Source organism: Alteromonas macleodii (genome assembly GCF_903772925.1).
GTDB lineage: Bacteria > Pseudomonadota > Gammaproteobacteria > Enterobacterales > Alteromonadaceae > Alteromonas > Alteromonas macleodii_A.
The window spans coordinates 4,473,664-4,490,847 of the sequence record NZ_LR812090.1; the positions used below are offsets into that span (position 1 = coordinate 4,473,664).

The 17,184-nt window shown below is 44.9% G+C and carries 17 protein-coding genes; 10 read left to right on the forward strand and 7 right to left on the reverse strand.

Annotated features, from left to right (window positions below; translation table 11 throughout):
* Window positions 1-280: 280 nt before the first annotated feature.
* On the forward strand, window positions 281-469 hold the full coding sequence (locus tag PCAR9_RS19140) for a hypothetical protein (protein ID WP_179984963.1): 189 nt from the start codon (window positions 281-283) through the stop codon (window positions 467-469).
* Window positions 470-550: 81 nt separating this feature from the next.
* On the opposite strand, the gene ltrA is transcribed toward PCAR9_RS19140, so the two are convergent.
* The 4 genes from ltrA to PCAR9_RS19160 form a co-directional block, all read right to left on the reverse strand.
* Window positions 551-2,200, reverse strand: coding sequence for a group II intron reverse transcriptase/maturase (gene ltrA, locus PCAR9_RS19145; RefSeq protein ID WP_179984964.1), 1,650 nt, complete (start codon window positions 2,198-2,200; stop codon window positions 551-553).
* A gap of 1,058 nt (window positions 2,201-3,258) precedes the next feature.
* Window positions 3,259-4,896, reverse strand: coding sequence for a chaperonin GroEL (gene groL / locus PCAR9_RS19150; RefSeq protein ID WP_179984965.1), 1,638 nt, complete (start codon window positions 4,894-4,896; stop codon window positions 3,259-3,261).
* 40 nt (window positions 4,897-4,936) lie between these two features.
* On the reverse strand, window positions 4,937-5,227 hold the full coding sequence (locus tag PCAR9_RS19155) for a co-chaperone GroES (protein WP_012520088.1): 291 nt from the start codon (window positions 5,225-5,227) through the stop codon (window positions 4,937-4,939).
* 276 nt (window positions 5,228-5,503) lie between these two features.
* The gene (locus PCAR9_RS19160; protein ID WP_179984966.1) at window positions 5,504-6,028 is read right to left on the reverse strand and encodes an FxsA family protein; all 525 of its coding nucleotides are present in this window, start codon (window positions 6,026-6,028) and stop codon (window positions 5,504-5,506) included.
* Window positions 6,029-6,240: 212 nt separating this feature from the next.
* On the opposite strand from PCAR9_RS19160, the gene cutA reads away from it, so the two are divergent.
* The 7 genes from cutA (at window position 6,241) to PCAR9_RS19195 (ending at window position 13,110) form a co-directional block, all read left to right on the forward strand.
* Window positions 6,241-6,555, forward strand: a complete 315-nt coding sequence (cutA, locus tag PCAR9_RS19165) for a divalent-cation tolerance protein CutA (RefSeq protein ID WP_179984967.1) — start codon at window positions 6,241-6,243, stop codon at window positions 6,553-6,555.
* Window positions 6,556-6,619: 64 nt separating this feature from the next.
* On the forward strand, window positions 6,620-8,506 hold the full coding sequence (locus PCAR9_RS19170) for a protein-disulfide reductase DsbD (protein ID WP_179984968.1): 1,887 nt from the start codon (window positions 6,620-6,622) through the stop codon (window positions 8,504-8,506).
* 298 nt (window positions 8,507-8,804) lie between these two features.
* Complete coding sequence (gene aroQ, locus PCAR9_RS19175) at window positions 8,805-9,245, forward strand: type II 3-dehydroquinate dehydratase (RefSeq protein WP_179984969.1); 441 nt, start codon at window positions 8,805-8,807, stop codon at window positions 9,243-9,245.
* 14 nt (window positions 9,246-9,259) lie between these two features.
* Complete coding sequence (gene accB, locus PCAR9_RS19180) at window positions 9,260-9,727, forward strand: acetyl-CoA carboxylase biotin carboxyl carrier protein (RefSeq protein ID WP_015068439.1); 468 nt, start codon at window positions 9,260-9,262, stop codon at window positions 9,725-9,727.
* Between the two features lie 14 nt (window positions 9,728-9,741).
* Window positions 9,742-11,085, forward strand: coding sequence for an acetyl-CoA carboxylase biotin carboxylase subunit (gene accC, locus PCAR9_RS19185; protein ID WP_118491308.1), 1,344 nt, complete (start codon window positions 9,742-9,744; stop codon window positions 11,083-11,085).
* A 340-nt stretch (window positions 11,086-11,425) separates the two neighbouring features.
* Window positions 11,426-12,370 (forward strand): hypothetical protein, encoded by a 945-nt coding sequence (locus PCAR9_RS19190; RefSeq protein ID WP_179984970.1) that lies wholly within the window; start codon window positions 11,426-11,428, stop codon window positions 12,368-12,370.
* Between the two features lie 299 nt (window positions 12,371-12,669).
* Window positions 12,670-13,110 (forward strand): hypothetical protein, encoded by a 441-nt coding sequence (locus tag PCAR9_RS19195; protein ID WP_179984971.1) that lies wholly within the window; start codon window positions 12,670-12,672, stop codon window positions 13,108-13,110.
* 55 nt (window positions 13,111-13,165) lie between these two features.
* Here the strand turns inward: PCAR9_RS19195 and PCAR9_RS19200 are convergent, their stop codons facing one another.
* The 3 genes from PCAR9_RS19200 to PCAR9_RS19210 all read right to left on the reverse strand — a co-directional run bounded on the left by PCAR9_RS19200 (window position 13,166) and on the right by PCAR9_RS19210 (window position 16,079).
* Window positions 13,166-13,429 carry a TIGR03643 family protein gene (locus tag PCAR9_RS19200; RefSeq protein ID WP_179984972.1) on the reverse strand — a complete coding sequence of 88 codons (264 nt, stop codon included), beginning with the start codon at window positions 13,427-13,429 and terminating at the stop codon, window positions 13,166-13,168.
* Window positions 13,430-13,528: 99 nt separating this feature from the next.
* The gene (locus PCAR9_RS19205) at window positions 13,529-15,673 is read right to left on the reverse strand and encodes an exonuclease domain-containing protein (RefSeq protein ID WP_179984973.1); all 2,145 of its coding nucleotides are present in this window, start codon (window positions 15,671-15,673) and stop codon (window positions 13,529-13,531) included.
* Between the two features lie 118 nt (window positions 15,674-15,791).
* The gene (locus PCAR9_RS19210) at window positions 15,792-16,079 is read right to left on the reverse strand and encodes a hypothetical protein (RefSeq protein ID WP_232091258.1); all 288 of its coding nucleotides are present in this window, start codon (window positions 16,077-16,079) and stop codon (window positions 15,792-15,794) included.
* 190 nt (window positions 16,080-16,269) lie between these two features.
* Here PCAR9_RS19210 and PCAR9_RS19215 point away from each other — a divergent pair, with 190 nt between their 5' ends.
* Both PCAR9_RS19215 and PCAR9_RS19220 read left to right on the forward strand, forming a co-directional pair.
* On the forward strand, window positions 16,270-16,461 hold the full coding sequence (locus PCAR9_RS19215) for a zinc ribbon domain-containing protein (protein WP_179984975.1): 192 nt from the start codon (window positions 16,270-16,272) through the stop codon (window positions 16,459-16,461).
* Complete coding sequence (locus PCAR9_RS19220) at window positions 16,454-17,083, forward strand: flavin reductase family protein (RefSeq protein WP_179984976.1); 630 nt, start codon at window positions 16,454-16,456, stop codon at window positions 17,081-17,083. Before PCAR9_RS19215 ends, PCAR9_RS19220 begins: the two co-directional genes overlap by 8 nt.
* Window positions 17,084-17,184: the final 101 nt, after the last annotated feature.

Genomic DNA, 17,184 nt, shown 5'->3' on the forward strand with positions numbered 1-17,184 from the left:
AGAGCGACCAGACCACAGATATACCAGACCCATTACGAGATCGTAGAGACGCTTACAGAGCTTATTTTATAAAGTGAAATTTAAGGGTAGCTAATTAGGAGCTGATGGAAAATTATAAAAGGAGATTAAGAAAATGTTGTGAAACTAACCGTGATACAAACCGTACCACAGTTAGTCTCAGAAGGCTTGTAAGCCCTTGATTTATAAGGGCCTAAAAGCGGGGCGATTCTGTCGGGTAAGGAACAGCCATTACTGGCTGTTCCTCCCCTAAGAACCGTACGTGCGAGTTTCCCCGCATACGGCTCAAGCCTCTATAAGTCGATATTTTGGTAAAGACCGACGACTAACTGCACCCATTATCGTTGGAATGGTTTTCGCGTTTATGCTTTTCTATTCCAACGTTATTGAGCATCCAGACTACGAGAAACGCCAACAAAATAAAGCTCATTCCGATGATAAAGCCTTGTAAAGTCATAAAACTTCTCCAAGTTATCTTTCCAGTGTATAAAATTTAGCACATAAAAAACTGTAACTAAAACTGATAGCAATTTTATTGACAGTGATGTTGTCTATGGCAATTGGGATGCAACAGCACTAAGTTACTCAGTTTATCGCTACCACCTTTCACCCTTTCAATAACATGATGGATATTCCACCCTGTCTCTTTGGTAATCAGGTTGTTGCACATAACACAGCGTTTCCGCTGTCTGAGCCAAAGCGTTAGCAACTTATCTCTACCTTTAAAAGACTCCTTCCAAGCTCGCTCTAGGCGCTTCTCAAAGTATTCTTCAAATTCCGGTAAATACGGATTTGCCTCTGCTTTTATCTTAATATGTCGCTTAATTGCCGTATCCATGGTGTAAACAAGTCGGGCGGTATTGCCTTTTCCATTCACACCGGAAAATACCCAGTTACGGTTACCCGCTGATTTAAAATATTTCTCCTTAACCCAGCGTTTATGACGATTTTGATGTCGTCTTCGGCACCATTTCCACAGCATTTTCCAAACCCTGTAGTCCACATAATTGAAGGTTTCCTTAGCCACCACATGGCGATGATAGTTAGCCCAACCCTGTAAAACAGGGTTAAGCATCATTATCAAATTGCCAGCAGTGACCGTTTTGTTACCCGCAACTATTTGCTTCAACTTTCCGAGCACATTTCGCAGATTCTTTCGGCTGGGCTTAATTAAAAGCTTACCGTTGTAACTGCGTAGATTCTGACCCAGAAAATCAAAACCATCAGAAACATGAGTGACCAGTGTTTTCTCTTTCGATAGCGTTAGTCCTCTCTCGGCCATAAAGGCTTCAACAAGGGGTTTGACTTTATCTTCCAGTAACTCTTGCGAGATTCCTGTGATGATGAAGTCATCCGCATATCGCACGTAATTGACCTTGGTCTTGTAGGCGGCTTTGGTATTTTTCTTCCCAAAATGGGATTCAAGCACCGCTTCCAAACCATCAAGCGCCATGTTGGCCAATACAGGAGAAATGATCCCGCCCTGAGGCGTTCCCGCTTCTGTCGCATGTAAACTACCCGACTCCATGAATCCCGCTTTCAGCCACTTTCTGAGTACCTGTTTATCCAACGGAATGTTGGCAAGTAACCAGTCATGACTGATGTTGTCGAAACACCCCTTAATATCCCCTTCCAAAATCCATTTGGCTGAGCTCTTCCTACTGATGTTCACAAAGCATTGTTCTATGGCATCAGCGGTCGAACGCATGGGTCTAAAACCATAGCTATTGCGATCCGCAGTAGTTTCCGAAACCGGCTCAAGACCTAGCAGGTATAAGGCCTGCATAGCTCTGTCCAGCATTGTCGGTATTCCCAACGGGCGGCGTTTGCCGTTTGCCTTTGGGATATAAACTCTGCGCAACGGTCTGGGCTTGTACCCGTTTCGCTTTAATCGCTCTATAGCATTCCATTTACTCTCTGGCGTGCTCCACAACTCCCCATCGACACCGGGCGTTGCTTTGCCACGGTTCTCAGTCACGCGCTTGACTGCCAATGCTTTGACAGCAAACGAACGCACCAACATACGTTGCAGGGTTTTCACCCTGCGCCACTGTTGCTGTTTAGTCGCCTTCGCGATCCGTACCTGTAACCCTCTCACCTGCCTGTGAACCAGATACCAGTTAATGGTATGCCAGCCCGAAGGTGGGTGGGAGAATGCAGGTACTGACATTGTCGTACTCATCTTGCTTTCCTCCTTAACCTAAAATGGAGAAAAGCCCGCCCCAAAAGGGAAGCTAATCCCCATTTGGGTTGGTTTTAGACGGCTTTACAAGCCTTCACACAGTTAAAGACCAGTCTGAAGTCTGCACCCTTTCAGGTTAGGGCAAAGTTTGAACCCCTATCTGAGCTATTACTGCTCAGCATTCGCTTTTTCAGACCTCCTTTACCCACTCATCCAACAGCGCTCCTTGCGGATTGCCTGCCTGTATGATTGTTAAGAACAATCAGGCGGATAATTGGGCTTACCGAGTACCGTTGCAGTTACACGAACAACGTAGGTTCTGTCTATCTACCGGTGGTCATAAGACGGCGTAATCCCAGATGTAAAAGGATTAACCGACCACGTACCTTTTGGTCAGAGCGCATCAACAATATTTCGCTCATTGCGGTTGACGGTATTTATCAACAGTTCACTTACGTTAACCATATTGCCCAGCCTAGCCCCCAGCCAGCTTATTGTTAGCCAGCTATGCATACTCTCACGAGTTAAGACACTGCTTATGCAGGGGTACATTGTCAGGAAGCTTCGCACCATGCCGTTACCAGCATCGCACTATCCCTAGGCTACTGTTAGCCGTATAACAGGTCTCACTACCGATGTGCCAAAAGCAAAACGGTGAGACAATAACTACAACAGCTTACGCCGGTAGATCTTAGATCGAATTATTTATAAGGCTTAACACCCTAAAGCATTTATTTCTGGCCGAATCAAAACCCACAGTTACATAGTGTTGCGATAGCATCAGCTTCGCTACCTAAGAGAGAACAATCTTAGGACTGTGTATTTCGATTGGTTCGTTGTGATGCGATAACGGAATCGTTTCGCTTTTATAAACAATCGCAAACACGATTGCGCGACACCATTACTTAATGAAGTAATGATTCCGGCATTCGATGTTCACTCCCCGAATACCGGAGTCGACTACTAAATTTGCAGGTGGGCTGGTGGCACCAACTAAAAGTTAGTGCTCACCATCAATATAGCCTGCTAGGTTAGCGACCTACGCGACTCTCGTCGCACTACATCATGCCGCCCATTCCGCCCATGCCGCCCATGTCAGGCATTGCTGGTGCGTCGTCTTTAGGTAGTTCAGCTACCATTGCTTCAGTTGTGATCATTAGTGAAGCAATTGAAGATGCGAACTGTAGTGCAGAGCGCGTTACTTTAGTTGGGTCAAGGATACCCATCTCTAGCATGTCGCCGTAAGTGTCGTTACCTGCGTTGTAACCGTAGTTACCTTCGCCGTTCTTCACTTCGTTAACAACTACTGATGCTTCTGCACCTGAGTTGATAGAGATTTGACGTAGAGGCGCTTCCATTGCACGCAGTGCAAGCTTAATACCTACTGTTTGGTCGTCGTTGTCGCCAGTAAGGTCAGCAAGTTTAGCTGCTGCGCGAACTAGTGCTACACCACCACCAGGTACCACACCTTCTTCAACCGCTGCGCGAGTTGCGTGTAGTGCATCTTCTACGCGGTCTTTCTTCTCTTTCATTTCAACTTCAGTTGCTGCACCAACTTTAATTACTGCAACACCGCCAGAAAGCTTAGCTAGACGCTCTTGAAGCTTCTCTTTGTCGTAGTCTGACGTAGACTCTTCAATTTGACCTTTGATTTGAGCACAACGGCCTTCAATCGCTTCTTGGTCGCCGTTACCGTCAACAACTGTTGTGTTGTCTTTGTTGATAACTACGCGCTTAGCAGTACCTAGGTCTTCAAGCTGAACTTTTTCAAGGTCTAGACCAATTTCTTCAGAGATTACTGTACCGCCAGTTAGGATAGCGATGTCTTGAAGCATTGCTTTACGACGGTCACCGAAACCAGGTGCTTTAACCGCTGCAACTTTAACAATACCGCGCATGTTGTTAACTACTAGTGTAGCAAGCGCTTCGCCTTCAACATCTTCAGCGATGATCATTAGCGGCTTACCCGCTTTCGCAACGCCTTCAAGGGTAGGAAGTAGTTCGCGGATGTTAGAAATCTTCTTGTCAACCAATAGGATGAACGGGTTGTCTAGTTCAACAGTACCGTTTTCCTGGTTGTTAATGAAGTATGGAGATAGGTAACCGCGGTCGAACTGCATACCTTCAACAACGTCTAGTTCGTTTTGAAGTGCCTGACCTTCTTCTACAGTGATAACACCTTCTTTACCTACTTTTTCCATCGCTTGAGCAATGATGTCGCCAACTTCTGCATCAGAGTTTGCAGAGATAGTACCTACTTGAGCAATAGACTTGCTGTCTGCACAGTCAGTAGAAAGGGCTTTAAGCTCTTCAACTGCTGCCGCAACTGCTTTGTCGATACCGCGCTTAAGATCCATTGGGTTCATACCCGCTGCAACGCTCTTAAGACCTTCAGTTACGATTGCTTGCGCAAGTACAGTAGCAGTAGTAGTACCGTCACCCGCTTCGTCGTTCGCTTTAGACGCTACTTCTTTTACCATTTGAGCGCCCATGTTCTCGAACTTGTCTTCAAGCTCGATTTCTTTCGCTACAGACACACCATCTTTAGTGATAGTAGGTGCACCGAAAGACTTGTCTAGAACAACGTTACGGCCTTTTGGACCTAGTGTTACTTTAACTGCGTTAGCTAGTGTGTTTACGCCTTTTAGCATTTTGCTGCGAGCGTCATCACCAAAACGTACTTCTTTAGCTGCCATGATTAAATTCCTCTAAAATTCGTTTTAACGTTAGTTGTAATTACTCAACAATCGCTAGAATGTCGCTTTCGCTTAGGATTAGTACTTCTTCACCATCCAGCTTTTCTGTTTTAACGCCGTAACCGTCGTTGAAAATAACGGTGTCGCCTACTTTAACGTCTAGCGCTTTAACTTCGCCGTTTTCAAGAATGCGACCGTTACCTACTGCGATTACTTCGCCGCGTGTAGATTTTTCTGCTGCAGAACCAGTCAGAACGATACCGCCTGCAGATTTGCTTTCTTGCTCTGCGCGCTTAAGGATTACGCGGTCGTGTAAAGGACGAATTGCCATTTTCAAGTCTCCTGAAAATTCCACTATTCAAGTTTATGTGATTACCAACATTCAGACTGTCCGAATGTTGTGTGCCTGGGTTGCTCATTGCTGAGCAGTTAAAATCGTTTCTGCACGGATAGATGGGGTAGTACCCAGATAACTTCAAGGGTTTTTAAGCAAAAAAATGTAAAAAATTTGGTTTTTTCGCTAAATACTTATTTTTACTAGGCAAGTGAAGGCCGTTTATCTTAGTAAACGGCGCTCGTAACCTGACGGAAAGGGCTTTGGGGCTCGCTATTTTAAGCGCTTATCTGGGTCGTTGGTGGTGTGATCGGTGTACTCACCTTCAAACACATCACCATCGTTATTGTGTGAGCGAGAACGCTCATCGAAAGGACTTTTTCCAAACGGAGACTGACCTTGACCGAAACCTGAAGCTCCCGGCCCCATTCCCGGAGCAACAACGCGCATTTTCATATGCTTACTTACCTGGGCGGCAAAGAAGTGACGTGAGCCCGGCATTGCTAAAAGGAAACCGAAGATATCGGTAATAAAGCCTGGCGTCACAAGTAAGATACCCGCAACTACTAGCATTAGGCCTTCAACCAACTCTTTACCCGGCACTTCATTTCGCTGCATTTTTTCTTGTGCCGTTTGCAGCGTACTTACGCCTTCGCGCTTAACAAAGTAAGCACCAATAAAGGCAGAAAGAATAACCAAGCCAACGGTATTCCAACCACCAATTACGCTACCTACATTAATTAGCAACGCAATCTCTAAAATAGGTAATAGGGCAAACAGTATAAATAAAACCCGCAAAATGCTTCCTCTTTCATGTATTCATAACCTGTTATAAGGTCTTTGTACGTAATAACAAGAAAAGGTGCCCATCCTTTCGCTTAAATAGCCACGTAAAGCGACCGATAACGACCTCGATATACGTTAGCTATGAAAGAATAGAGTGCTGATTCGGGTCTATTACACATCGACTCATTAGCAAAGTAACAGGCGCGAAAAAGTAGGAAACGTTTATGACAATAAAGCTTGTACTGTGTACCACACCCGATGAAAAGACTGGGCAATTAATTGCTAGTACCCTCGTTGAAGAAAAGCTTGCCGCCTGCGTGAATGTTATTAAAGGTATAGAGTCGGTTTATGAATGGCAGGGTAAAATAGAGACCGACACTGAATGTCAGCTACTCATTAAAACGAATACACAAAATGTATTACAGGCCTTTGATAGAGTAAGCGAGTTGCATCCGTACGATGTTCCTGAATGGCTAGAACTTAATGCTGAGGCTAGCAGCGCTTACGGTCAGTGGTTACAAACCACGCTACAGCGCTAGTTAAAACGTAATTCCAGATAAAAATAACGACAACGCAAAATAGATAAAAATGAACTGTAACTTTATGACTTTACCTCCTTTTCCATCAGGCACTGCATCAGCTTCGCTGTTCCAGCGCTTTACTGCTTATGTTCTCTCAGCGTTTTGTTTAATGACGTTATTAAGCACGTTCGCATTGGCTCAGGTGCCCAATGCCTTTGACGATCCGTTCGTGGATGAACCCCAGTTTTTAGATGTCGACCAAGCGTTTGCGTTCGACTTTAACCAAGAAGACGATGTGCTTACGGTAAGCTTCGATATTGCCAACGGCTACTACCTGTACCTAAAGCAGTTTAAGTTTGTGGCGAAACAAGCCGAAATTGGCGAGCCTGAGTACCCAAATGGGGTAATGATTCAGGATGAGTTTTTTGGCGAGTCTGAAGTGTTTTACAACGGCGTATCTATTACTTTGCCCATAGAATCAGCACTCAGTGACGGCGTAGTTAAAATTCGCTATCAAGGCTGTGCTGACGCAGGGCTTTGCTACCCGCCAACAGTGAAAGTCGTGTATTTAAATGAAGTGGGAAGCAGTGCAGTTGCTGAGATAGATACGGCCTCAGAACCAAATAACGCAGCAATTTCTTCACAAAGCGAGCAGTTCGATTTAGCGCAAAGGCTAATCGATAAAGATAACCTTGCTCTTACTTTAGCTCTATTTTTTGCACTAGGCGTAGGCTTAGCCTTTACACCTTGCGTATTCCCGATGTATCCCATTGTGTCGGGCATTGTGATTGGTCAGGGCAAACCTAAAACCGCATCGCATTCATTCTGGCTAACCTTTGTTTACGTTCAAGGTATGGCGATCACATACTCACTGCTTGGATTAGTGGTTGCGGTAGCCGGCGCGCAGTTTCAAGCTGCGCTTCAACACCCTGTAGTACTCGGCGTATTCATTGTGCTATTTGTGGCGCTGGCCGTTGCTCTGTTTGGTGGCTTTGAAATTCAGCTACCGGCAAAGTATCAAGAAAAGCTCACTCACATGAGTAACAATCAAACACCCGGCAGCTTTGCAGGGGTGTTTATTATGGGTGTATTGTCTGGTCTTATCGCTTCACCCTGCACTACTGCGCCGCTAACCGGCATATTGTTATTTATCGCCCAAACTGGCGATATGACGCTAGGTTTTGTTTCGCTTTACTTGTTAAGCATAGGTATGGGCGTACCGCTCATTCTGTTCGGCATGACGGGCGGTAAGCTGCTACCTAAGGCGGGTAACTGGATGAATGTGGTTAAGGTTACCTTTGGCTTCATGATGCTTGCCGTGGCCATTGTGTTTATTGAGCGTTTATATAATAGCCCTGCCACTGGCTTCCTATGGGGATTGCTTGGTTTCGGTTTGTTCGGCTATTACTGGGCACTTAACCGCGCCAGCAAAAACTCACTGATGAAGCTTGTACGTGCTGTTGTAGTTGCAATAGGCATTATGGGAAGTGCTGGCCTTACCTATCAAGCAGGTCTCAACACCGGACTTTGGGGCGAACATGCTGATGGTGTTCACGCAGGGCACCCAGACTTTGTTGTTGCGCGAGATTTGGCAGACTTACGTAATAAAATTGCGGCGGCTAACGCACAAGGTAAAACCGTGATGGTCGATTTGTACGCCGACTGGTGCGTTGCCTGTAAGGAATTTGAAAAGTACACCTTCCCAGACGAGCAAGTGATATCTGCGCTTAGCAATACAGTATGGATGCAAATGGACCTTACCGATAACACACCAGAACGACAGGAGATTTTTGACACCTTCACTGTGCTAGGCCTGCCAACCATTTTGTTCTTTGACGAAAATGGCGACGAGCTAACCAAAGCGCGTGTGACTGGGTTTATGAAAGCAGAGGCCTTTGCTAGTCACGTTAACCAGTGGCTAAACAATGGATCTGACGTTAATGATGCTCAAAGTGGTCGCTTGGACTAAGGCGCTTCGATTCGAGACCTTTCCTCTTCTCATATGGCGAGCGGTTCGAGGCGCCGCCTTCTGAGAGTGCAGCCTGCTGCGGTTTTACACACAGCAACCGAGCAAACTACTCAGTGAACTTTGCGCCGAAAACACCTGATTAGACCAGTATTTTGCTGCTAAATCTTTATCTATCACTATAATCATCAGTTAACACAATAAACGAGCAAATAAATTGGCTTTTTTTCGTGCAACTGTCACAAAATTTTGTTGAAATGGCAATAACAGTGACATTTTCCCGAAGATAGCAGCAAACTAGATGAATATTTTGATATTAAACGGTCCTAACCTAAATATGTTAGGGCAAAGAGAACCCGACAAATACGGCACGCAAACCTTGCAAGACATCGTAGATGATTTGCAGGCGCAGGCCGCGTCAAGCAACGTGACCTTAACGCATTTTCAGTCAAACGCTGAGTTTGAATTGATCGACCGCGTACATGCTGCTATGGGAACTGTTGATGCCATTATTATTAATCCTGCTGCCTTCACGCACACCAGTGTCGCCCTTCGCGATGCGTTATTAAGTGTCAATATCCCGTTTATTGAAGTGCATTTGTCGAACGTTCACGCTCGTGAACCTTTTCGTCATCATTCTTATTTTTCTGATGTTGCAGCTGGCGTCATTGTTGGCCTTGGTGCCATGGGCTATTCGCTCGCGTTGACTGCAGCAATCAATTTACCGAAATCGCCAAAATAGAGCAGAGACAGAACATGGATATTAGAAAGATTAAAAAACTCATCGAACTAGTGGAAGAATCTGGCATTGCCGAGCTAGAGATCACTGAAGGCGAAGAGTCTGTACGCATCCACCGTGGTCCAACAGGTGTTCAAGCGCCAATGAACTACAGCTTTGCAGCACCAGCTGCACCGCAAATGGCCCCTGCGCCAGCTGCCGCTGCAACAACAGCGTCAGAAGCGCCTGCTGCAGAGCCAGCTCAGCCAGACGGTCACGTTGTTAAGTCTCCAATGGTAGGTACGTTCTACCGTGCATCTTCACCAACGGCAAAACCATTTGCCGAAGTTGGTCAGCAAGTAAAAGTTGGCGACACGCTTTGTATCGTTGAAGCGATGAAGATGATGAACCAAATCGAAGCAGATAAAGCCGGCGTGGTTAAGGCAATCTTGGTTGAAAACCAAGACCCTGTAGAATTCGACCAGCCAATGTTCATCATTGAATAAGCGAGTGCTTAACTATGCTAGATAAAGTACTTATTGCTAACCGTGGTGAGATTGCCCTGCGTATTTTGAGAGCCTGTAAAGAACTAGGCATCAAAACCGTAGCTGTGCACTCTACTGCGGATAAAAACTTGAAGCACGTATTGCTGGCTGACGAATCAATTTGTATTGGTAAAGCATCGGCAACAGAAAGCTACCTAAACATTCCTCGCATTATTGCAGCTGCAGAAGTCACTAACTCTATTGCTATTCACCCAGGTTACGGTTTCCTAGCGGAAAACGCAGACTTTGCTGAAGCGGTAGAAAAAAGCGGCTTTATTTTCATTGGTCCTAAAGCTGAAACTATCAACCTTATGGGTGACAAGGTTTCTGCTATCAACGCCATGAAAAAAGCGGGCGTTCCTTGTGTACCTGGTTCAGACGGCCCGCTAACCGACGACGCTGAACGCAACAAAGCGATTGCAAAGCGCATTGGTTACCCAATCATTGTTAAAGCCGCTGGCGGCGGTGGTGGTCGTGGTATGCGCGTAGTTCGCAGCGAAAGTGAACTAGTAAAAGCCATTGAGACCACGCAAGCGGAAGCTGGCGCAGCCTTTGGTAACGCAACGGTTTACATGGAAAAATTCCTTGAAAACCCGCGTCACGTAGAAATTCAGGTATTAGCCGATGGACAAGGCAACGCCATCCACCTAGGTGAGCGTGACTGTTCAATGCAGCGTCGCCACCAAAAAGTGGTTGAAGAAGCCCCGGCGCCGGGTATTTCTGAGCAAATGCGTGCAAAAATTGGCGATCGCTGCCGTAGAGCCTGTATCGAAATTGGTTATCGCGGCGCAGGTACGTTCGAGTTCCTATATGAAAACGGCGAGTTCTATTTTATTGAAATGAATACCCGTATTCAGGTAGAGCACCCAGTATCTGAAATGATTACTGGCGTTGACCTTATTAAAGAGCAACTTCGCATTGCCGCAGGTCAGCCACTGTCAATTGATCAGTCGCAAATTCAAATTCGTGGCCACGCTATTGAATGTCGAATTAACGCAGAAGATCCACAAACCTTTATTCCTAGCCCTGGTCCTATCGATATGTTCCATGCGCCAGGTGGTTTAGGTATTCGTTGGGAGTCGCATATTTATGCGGGCTACCACGTGCCTCCTTACTACGACTCAATGATAGGCAAGCTTATCACTTACGGTGAAAGCCGCGACGAAGCGATTGCTCGTATGCGCCATGCTCTTGAAGAAATTGTGGTTGAGGGCATTAAAACGAATATCCCTCTTCAACGCGCCATTATGGCAGATGAAAACTTCTTCGCAGGTGGAACCAACATCCACTATTTAGAGAAGAAGCTAGGTTTAGCCTAATCCCCCCTTTGGGCTACACAGTATTTTTCGTGTAGCCCAATTTTCTTCCTTCGCTATTCGCTACTCGCTACTCAGTACATTCTAATTTTCCGATTACCACAATCAATTTTTAACGTTTTTCCTATTTAAAAACTGACTCTATACTGCATACAAGTTTTAAGACATCTCCCTGAGTTTTAATACTGTTGTGTGTTTACCCTTATTGGAGTCCCACTCCACTTATTGCCGGCATCCCTGCCGGCTTTTTTTTGCCTTTTACCCATTACATTGCAATTTATTTGCGCCAATTAATTAGATTTAATGTATAAACTAATTAGTCATGCCGCGTAGGGTTTAATAAGTGCGAAAACCGGTTTTTCTTGTTTTACCACTCATCATTGTTACTGGAACTGACGCTCTCGCAGAGCCAATATCGCCTTCCTTCTCACAGAAGCTAGACATTCAAGTTCGATACGATGAACGTTCTAATAGCCCTAGCAGAGAGCAATATCGACTGCGCTATTACCCATCTGTGGCGCTAAATTCTGCATGGTCGCTAAACAGCTTTGTTGTTACGGGCGATGACTTCTCATCAAGTCATAATACGTTCGGCAGCGATAACACCGATTATCTCTATGCAAGGCGACTTTATTTAAGGCACGAAAACGATTACGGCAAAACCGAGCTAGGTATTATTCCAACTTACAAAGGGCGTGTTTCTTCCACAGGCTTATCAAAAGACGGTTGGATAAACGGGGTACGTCACGTTAAGCAAATAGCAAACGACACCGCCATTGAAGTGGTTGTTGGCCAACTTGCTAACGCAGAAGCATCTGAGGCCTTTAACATTGGCGGAGAAGATGGATATTTCGAAATAGAGTACTCAGCAAAAATGGGGCAACGCCACAGTTATGAGGCCAGCTTTGAAAAAATGCTCGGCGGTACATTTGCCCGTGCAGAATATCGGTTTCGAGTAAACGATGAAGATACTGCGTTTATTGAATTGGTGCAGCGTATTGATGAAAGTACCGCGAAAGTCGTTGTAGGAACTAGCGGCGAATTTGCAGCCAGTGCGTTTAACACGTCATATCCTATAGAATATTTCGCATACTATTCCTATATAAACAGCGACTTTGGCGAACGCGCTGAACTAATTGAAGATTTCTTGGGAACAGGTCACGGAGGCTCGCTGGAATTTAGCGGCGTATTATCTGAAAAGCATGATGTGGAATGGTTTGTTAGAGCGGATGTTGTAGATAGCGTGAGTCGGTTACTGGCCGGCGTAAAGCTTTCCTTTGAAAGTTGAGTGTCCGACGCTCTTCAGCGCCTTAACACAACCGATAGCACGAGAACGGCTAAGCCAAATAAAAAAGGCCCATCAAACGATGGGCCAAACAGCAAGAACGCGTACACACTTTAACAGTGCATAATAGGATACGGGCTGGTCTGCCAATACGTTCAATTATTATAGATTACGTATTTTTAACCTAGCCCACTTTCATCGAGTTATTGGTTTTACTAAAATCAAGCGAGTTAATTTAGTTAGGATTATTAGGTCCATTACTAAAATACGAAAAGTTTTACCCGCAATAAAAAGGTGTTCTTGTGCCAAGCCGCTACGCTCAGTTCAAAGAAAAGCTTCCCATTTCTCGACTTTCTGACGAAGTGCTTCTTGCATTTCGGGTCTTATTCGATGCTCCACTTGATATAGTAGACTTAGCGCAAGATATTGCAGATTTGGCGATATACCCTGAACGCTTAAAAGAGAGTTACAGGAAAGAGTGGGAGGCTTATGTTCTTAAAGCACTTGCTTTTGAAATAAGGCAGCACGACGATTTATCCACCGCCGAGTTTATAGAACTTATGATGAGCAAGGTTGAAGCATTGCAGCAAAATGATGAAACCTACCAAAACCTTTTACGTCAGGTTCACCATGCGAAGAGCATTCTGCAATCAGAAAACACGGTTGTCTTCCCAACGCCTTTGCGCCAAGAGCTAACCGCGTTTCTTCTACCCATTACGACTATCTCTGCACCTAAGAAATAGCCACAGCATTACATTTTTTAAAAAGCTCAAGGTTCTCGAAAATAAAAATAAATCGCTACTTGTTGGCACTCTTGTATTTGTACTGAGATGGGCAGTAACCTCTATCCACACCTTCTGGGCGCAAGCTCGCGTGTTTAGTTTTTCTACCCGACACGCGCTCACGCCAGTTTTTAAAGGTTTTCTGTTTAAGGTTTTTACGCATAAGCTTTATCACGTCTTTTTCCGGCAGCCCGTATAAACGTTCAATTGCTTCAAACGGCGTGCGATCTTCCCACGCCATTTCAATAACTCGTGATTCTTGTTCTTCAGTTAATGCCATGTTTTACATCTCAATATGCACGTTATAACTCAACTCAATACTGAGTTTACGCGCATTTTGTTCAGTGCCCATATGCTAAAAAGTTTAATAACAACGTTATTAATTCGCTGACAGACTCTTTAATTCATCATCTTTCTCAAACGCCAGCTTTAACAACTCGGCAGCAGCTTTGGCATCACTTAACGCGCGGTGGTGCTGCTCCATTTCAATATGGAAGTGCTTAGTTAGGTTAGCCAAGGAGTACGAAGGCAACCCGGGATAAGTACGGCGCATTTCGCGAACAGTGCACATTTTTGGTCGCCTGAAGTTCTGCTCTAGTCGCGCAAACTCTTGTTTAATGAAGCCATAGTCAAAGTTCACGTTATGGGCAACAAACACAGCGTCTTCAGTAAAGCGCGCCACCTGTTCTGCAACTTCAGCAAAAAGCGGCGCGTCTGCCACCATGTCGTCCGAAATCCCGGTAAGACGGGTTATATTGCTAGGGATTCTGCGCTGCGGATTCAATAAGGTTTGAAACCTGTCTACCTCTTTACCGCCAACAAGTTTCACCATACCTATCTCGGTAATGCGGTTATAGTTGTTGTTGCCACCTGTGGTCTCTATATCTACCACAACATAAGGCTGTGCAGGGTCCCGCACCCATTTCACTGTCGTCACAGCAACGTCAAAACCGGCTTGCTGCAAACGCTGAATGGAAACCAATTGGTTTCGACGAAGCTGATCGCCCGGCGCTTTTATCTCTTCAAAGCGAAGCGCGCCGTCAAACACCATAATGTCGGGGAAACCATCGCGCAGGCTTTCAAAATCTTTACACATCATGCGAAGTAAAGCATAGATACTGTCGAGCGAACCGTGTTCTATCAAAGCCTCTAAAGGCGTAAGCAAATGGCTAGACCACATAAACAGGCTGTTCACTTTACCGTAGTGCATGGTGGCCATCTTATGGATGTGAAAACGCAGCTTATCTTTGCTATCGAGCTTTTGTAATAATGCCTCAATACTGTGCTCAAACTTAGCGTAGAAGTTATTTTGCTTAAGCGATAATGGCCTGCGATCAAACTCTGTAACCAGCGTATCTTCTTCGTAAAGTTGCTTCCAAAAAGTAAGACCGAACAAACTTCGCCACAAACGGTTTTCTGTGCGCCAGCCTTCTACGCCTTGCCTTGCATAATGGGCCAATACGCCGCGTTCTACCTGCTGGTTTTGGCTTACATCAATATCTAACGACCGACTTGCATTTCGCAGCATATCGGTAACGGTACTGGTACGCTTTTTATGGTATTTACGGGCATAAAAATCTTCCGCGAACGCTAATAGCGTATCAGATTGAGGATTATCAATAATGCCCTCAAGAGCTTGTTTGACGTCATCTTCTTGTCCGTCTTTATAGCTCTCTCTTAGCCACTTTTCCTTTGCTTTATCGCTTTGCGCTAGTTTTAAAATGTCTAACCCTTTGGCCCTATCAAAAGCCAACACTTTAAGCCCAAGTGCATAAAGCAACTGGTCGCGATAGAAACTGGCTGACACACCTTCTGTAGCAGGGAAATCACTTTCCGCTAAGGCAAGTAACATATCATTGTTATAAAAGGCTAGCTGGCTATAGTGGTTGGCGTAAAACCAAGCGGCTTGCGCATCGCTTTTACTTTCAAAGCGTGCAGTATCGGTTACCGAATCGGAGCGGGTTCTCATTACACCGAGATCGCGCATAGAAAACTGATTCAGACGGCTTTTGGTATTACCGAAATAGATAAACAGCAAATAGCGAAGCGCATTATCAAACAAACACATCAAATAGTTATTTAGCGAAAAGCTCTCTGGCCAGCCTCTAGCACCGATATGTTCATTAAGTAACGTCACAAGTTTGGGCTTAGTGAGAGACGCCAGCCCCTGCGTACTGCCGTATTCAGCAAGAAGCGCCAACAACGCGTCTTTGGTTAGAACGCTGGCGATATCATTAAGCGACGCGTTCGAAAGGTCGCCAAACCACCCGCTATCAATGAGACAATCTATTTGTGCTTGCGGCTCGGTTATTTCGCCGTAGTTAAACTGGGTTCTGTCAATAACCGCATACTTGCGATTTGCAGCGCGTACCACAATACATTTTTTGTCATCGTCTAATGCGTTAAAACGCTCGACAAAATCAGCTGCCTCATCACTCAAAAGCATGCTGTTCGCACCTTCAAAGAACTTAAGGAACTCGTGAAAATGTGTGAGGTAATAACGTGGCGGTAAATCTTTTCGCATGAGGTATCTTTGGCTATGAAAACACCAATAGTGTATATTTATACAGCCTAGTTAATCAAATTAAATCCATATCGAATGTATTTAAAGTCTACTGGCCGGTATTAGACCAAGCCATTTATTAAACACGAACTCTCTGTTTAGACACCCACTGAAAGAACGTTGAAAGCTGCTCGTCATTTAGTAAACGTTGTAAATTGAAGTAGTGCTTGGCCAATGTCATCTCATCATAAAAGCGATGTATGCCGCTATGACATTGCCTACAAATATAAATACCGTCCTGCAGTTCGGCTTTGCTGAAGTGCTTTTTGAAATAGGTGCGCCGATGCATTTTTTTTGGAATAAGGTGGTGATAAGTAAGGCGCGTCTCTCTGTTACAACACGGGCATTTTCCTACTTTATTTGCCACACCATCACCTCTATTCATTCACCTTGCTGCTGTTTATTCGGGCTAATTATTAAGCCTTTCATTTAATAATGGCTATTGCGATTGCCTCAGCGCGTTTTTTTCATAAACAACGGGGTATTTTGCTAAAGAAAATCCACTCGTCTTAGCATTACGTAATAAACACTATTCGTGATTAACAAGGCAATGAAATATGAGCTTAACCCGTTCCATGGGCTTCTCCTGCCCTTACTGTATGGCGCCTAACGACGTTGAGATAGATGAGGTTAACGATGTAGGTCAAGTCCAAGTACTCGACTGTCAGGTGTGCTGCCAACCTATAGAGTTGACCGCTTATCAGCATGGTGACGACATTCAAATTGAGGCAGAACGAGAAAATGACTAAGCAGTTTACACGCAGCGATATAGATGCGCTTGCACAGCGATATCGAGCTAATCTAGTCAATAGCTTGTCTGGCTTTAAGTCGGCTACGTTAGTGGGTACCACAAACGGAAACACCAACAATTTAGCCATTGTAAGCTCTATCGTTCATGTGGGTGCTAACCCGCCACTTATAGGCATGATAATGCGCCCACATACTGTGGTACGAGATACCCTTAGCAATATAAAGCAACAGGGCTTTTACACGCTAAATCACGTGTCGACTGATTGGCTAGACAAAGCGCACCAAACGTCTGCTCGCTACGCTCCAGATGAGAGCGAATTTGAAGCAGTGGGTTTAACGCCGCAGTTTAGCGAGTCATTTAGTGCTCCGTTTGTTAAAGAAAGTGAAATCAAGATGGGCTTAAAGGTGGCGCAACATTTAAAACTGCTTAACGAAACCGAAATGGTTATTGGAGAAATTCAAGAGCTTCATATGCCAGAGAACATTATTGATGCAGATGGATACGCCGATATAGAAAAAGCAAACACTGCCTGCATTTCTGGTTTAGATAGCTATCATAGCACTACGCGTGTTGCACAATTTGCCTACGCCAAACCCGGAGTCCCCCTAGCTAAAAAATGAACTTTTAGCAGATAGAAGGGTCTGATAATTACAATCAGGTATTATTACTCTGAAGTTTATTTAATCTAGATCAAGTGAAAATAAGACATTTCGTTCGATCT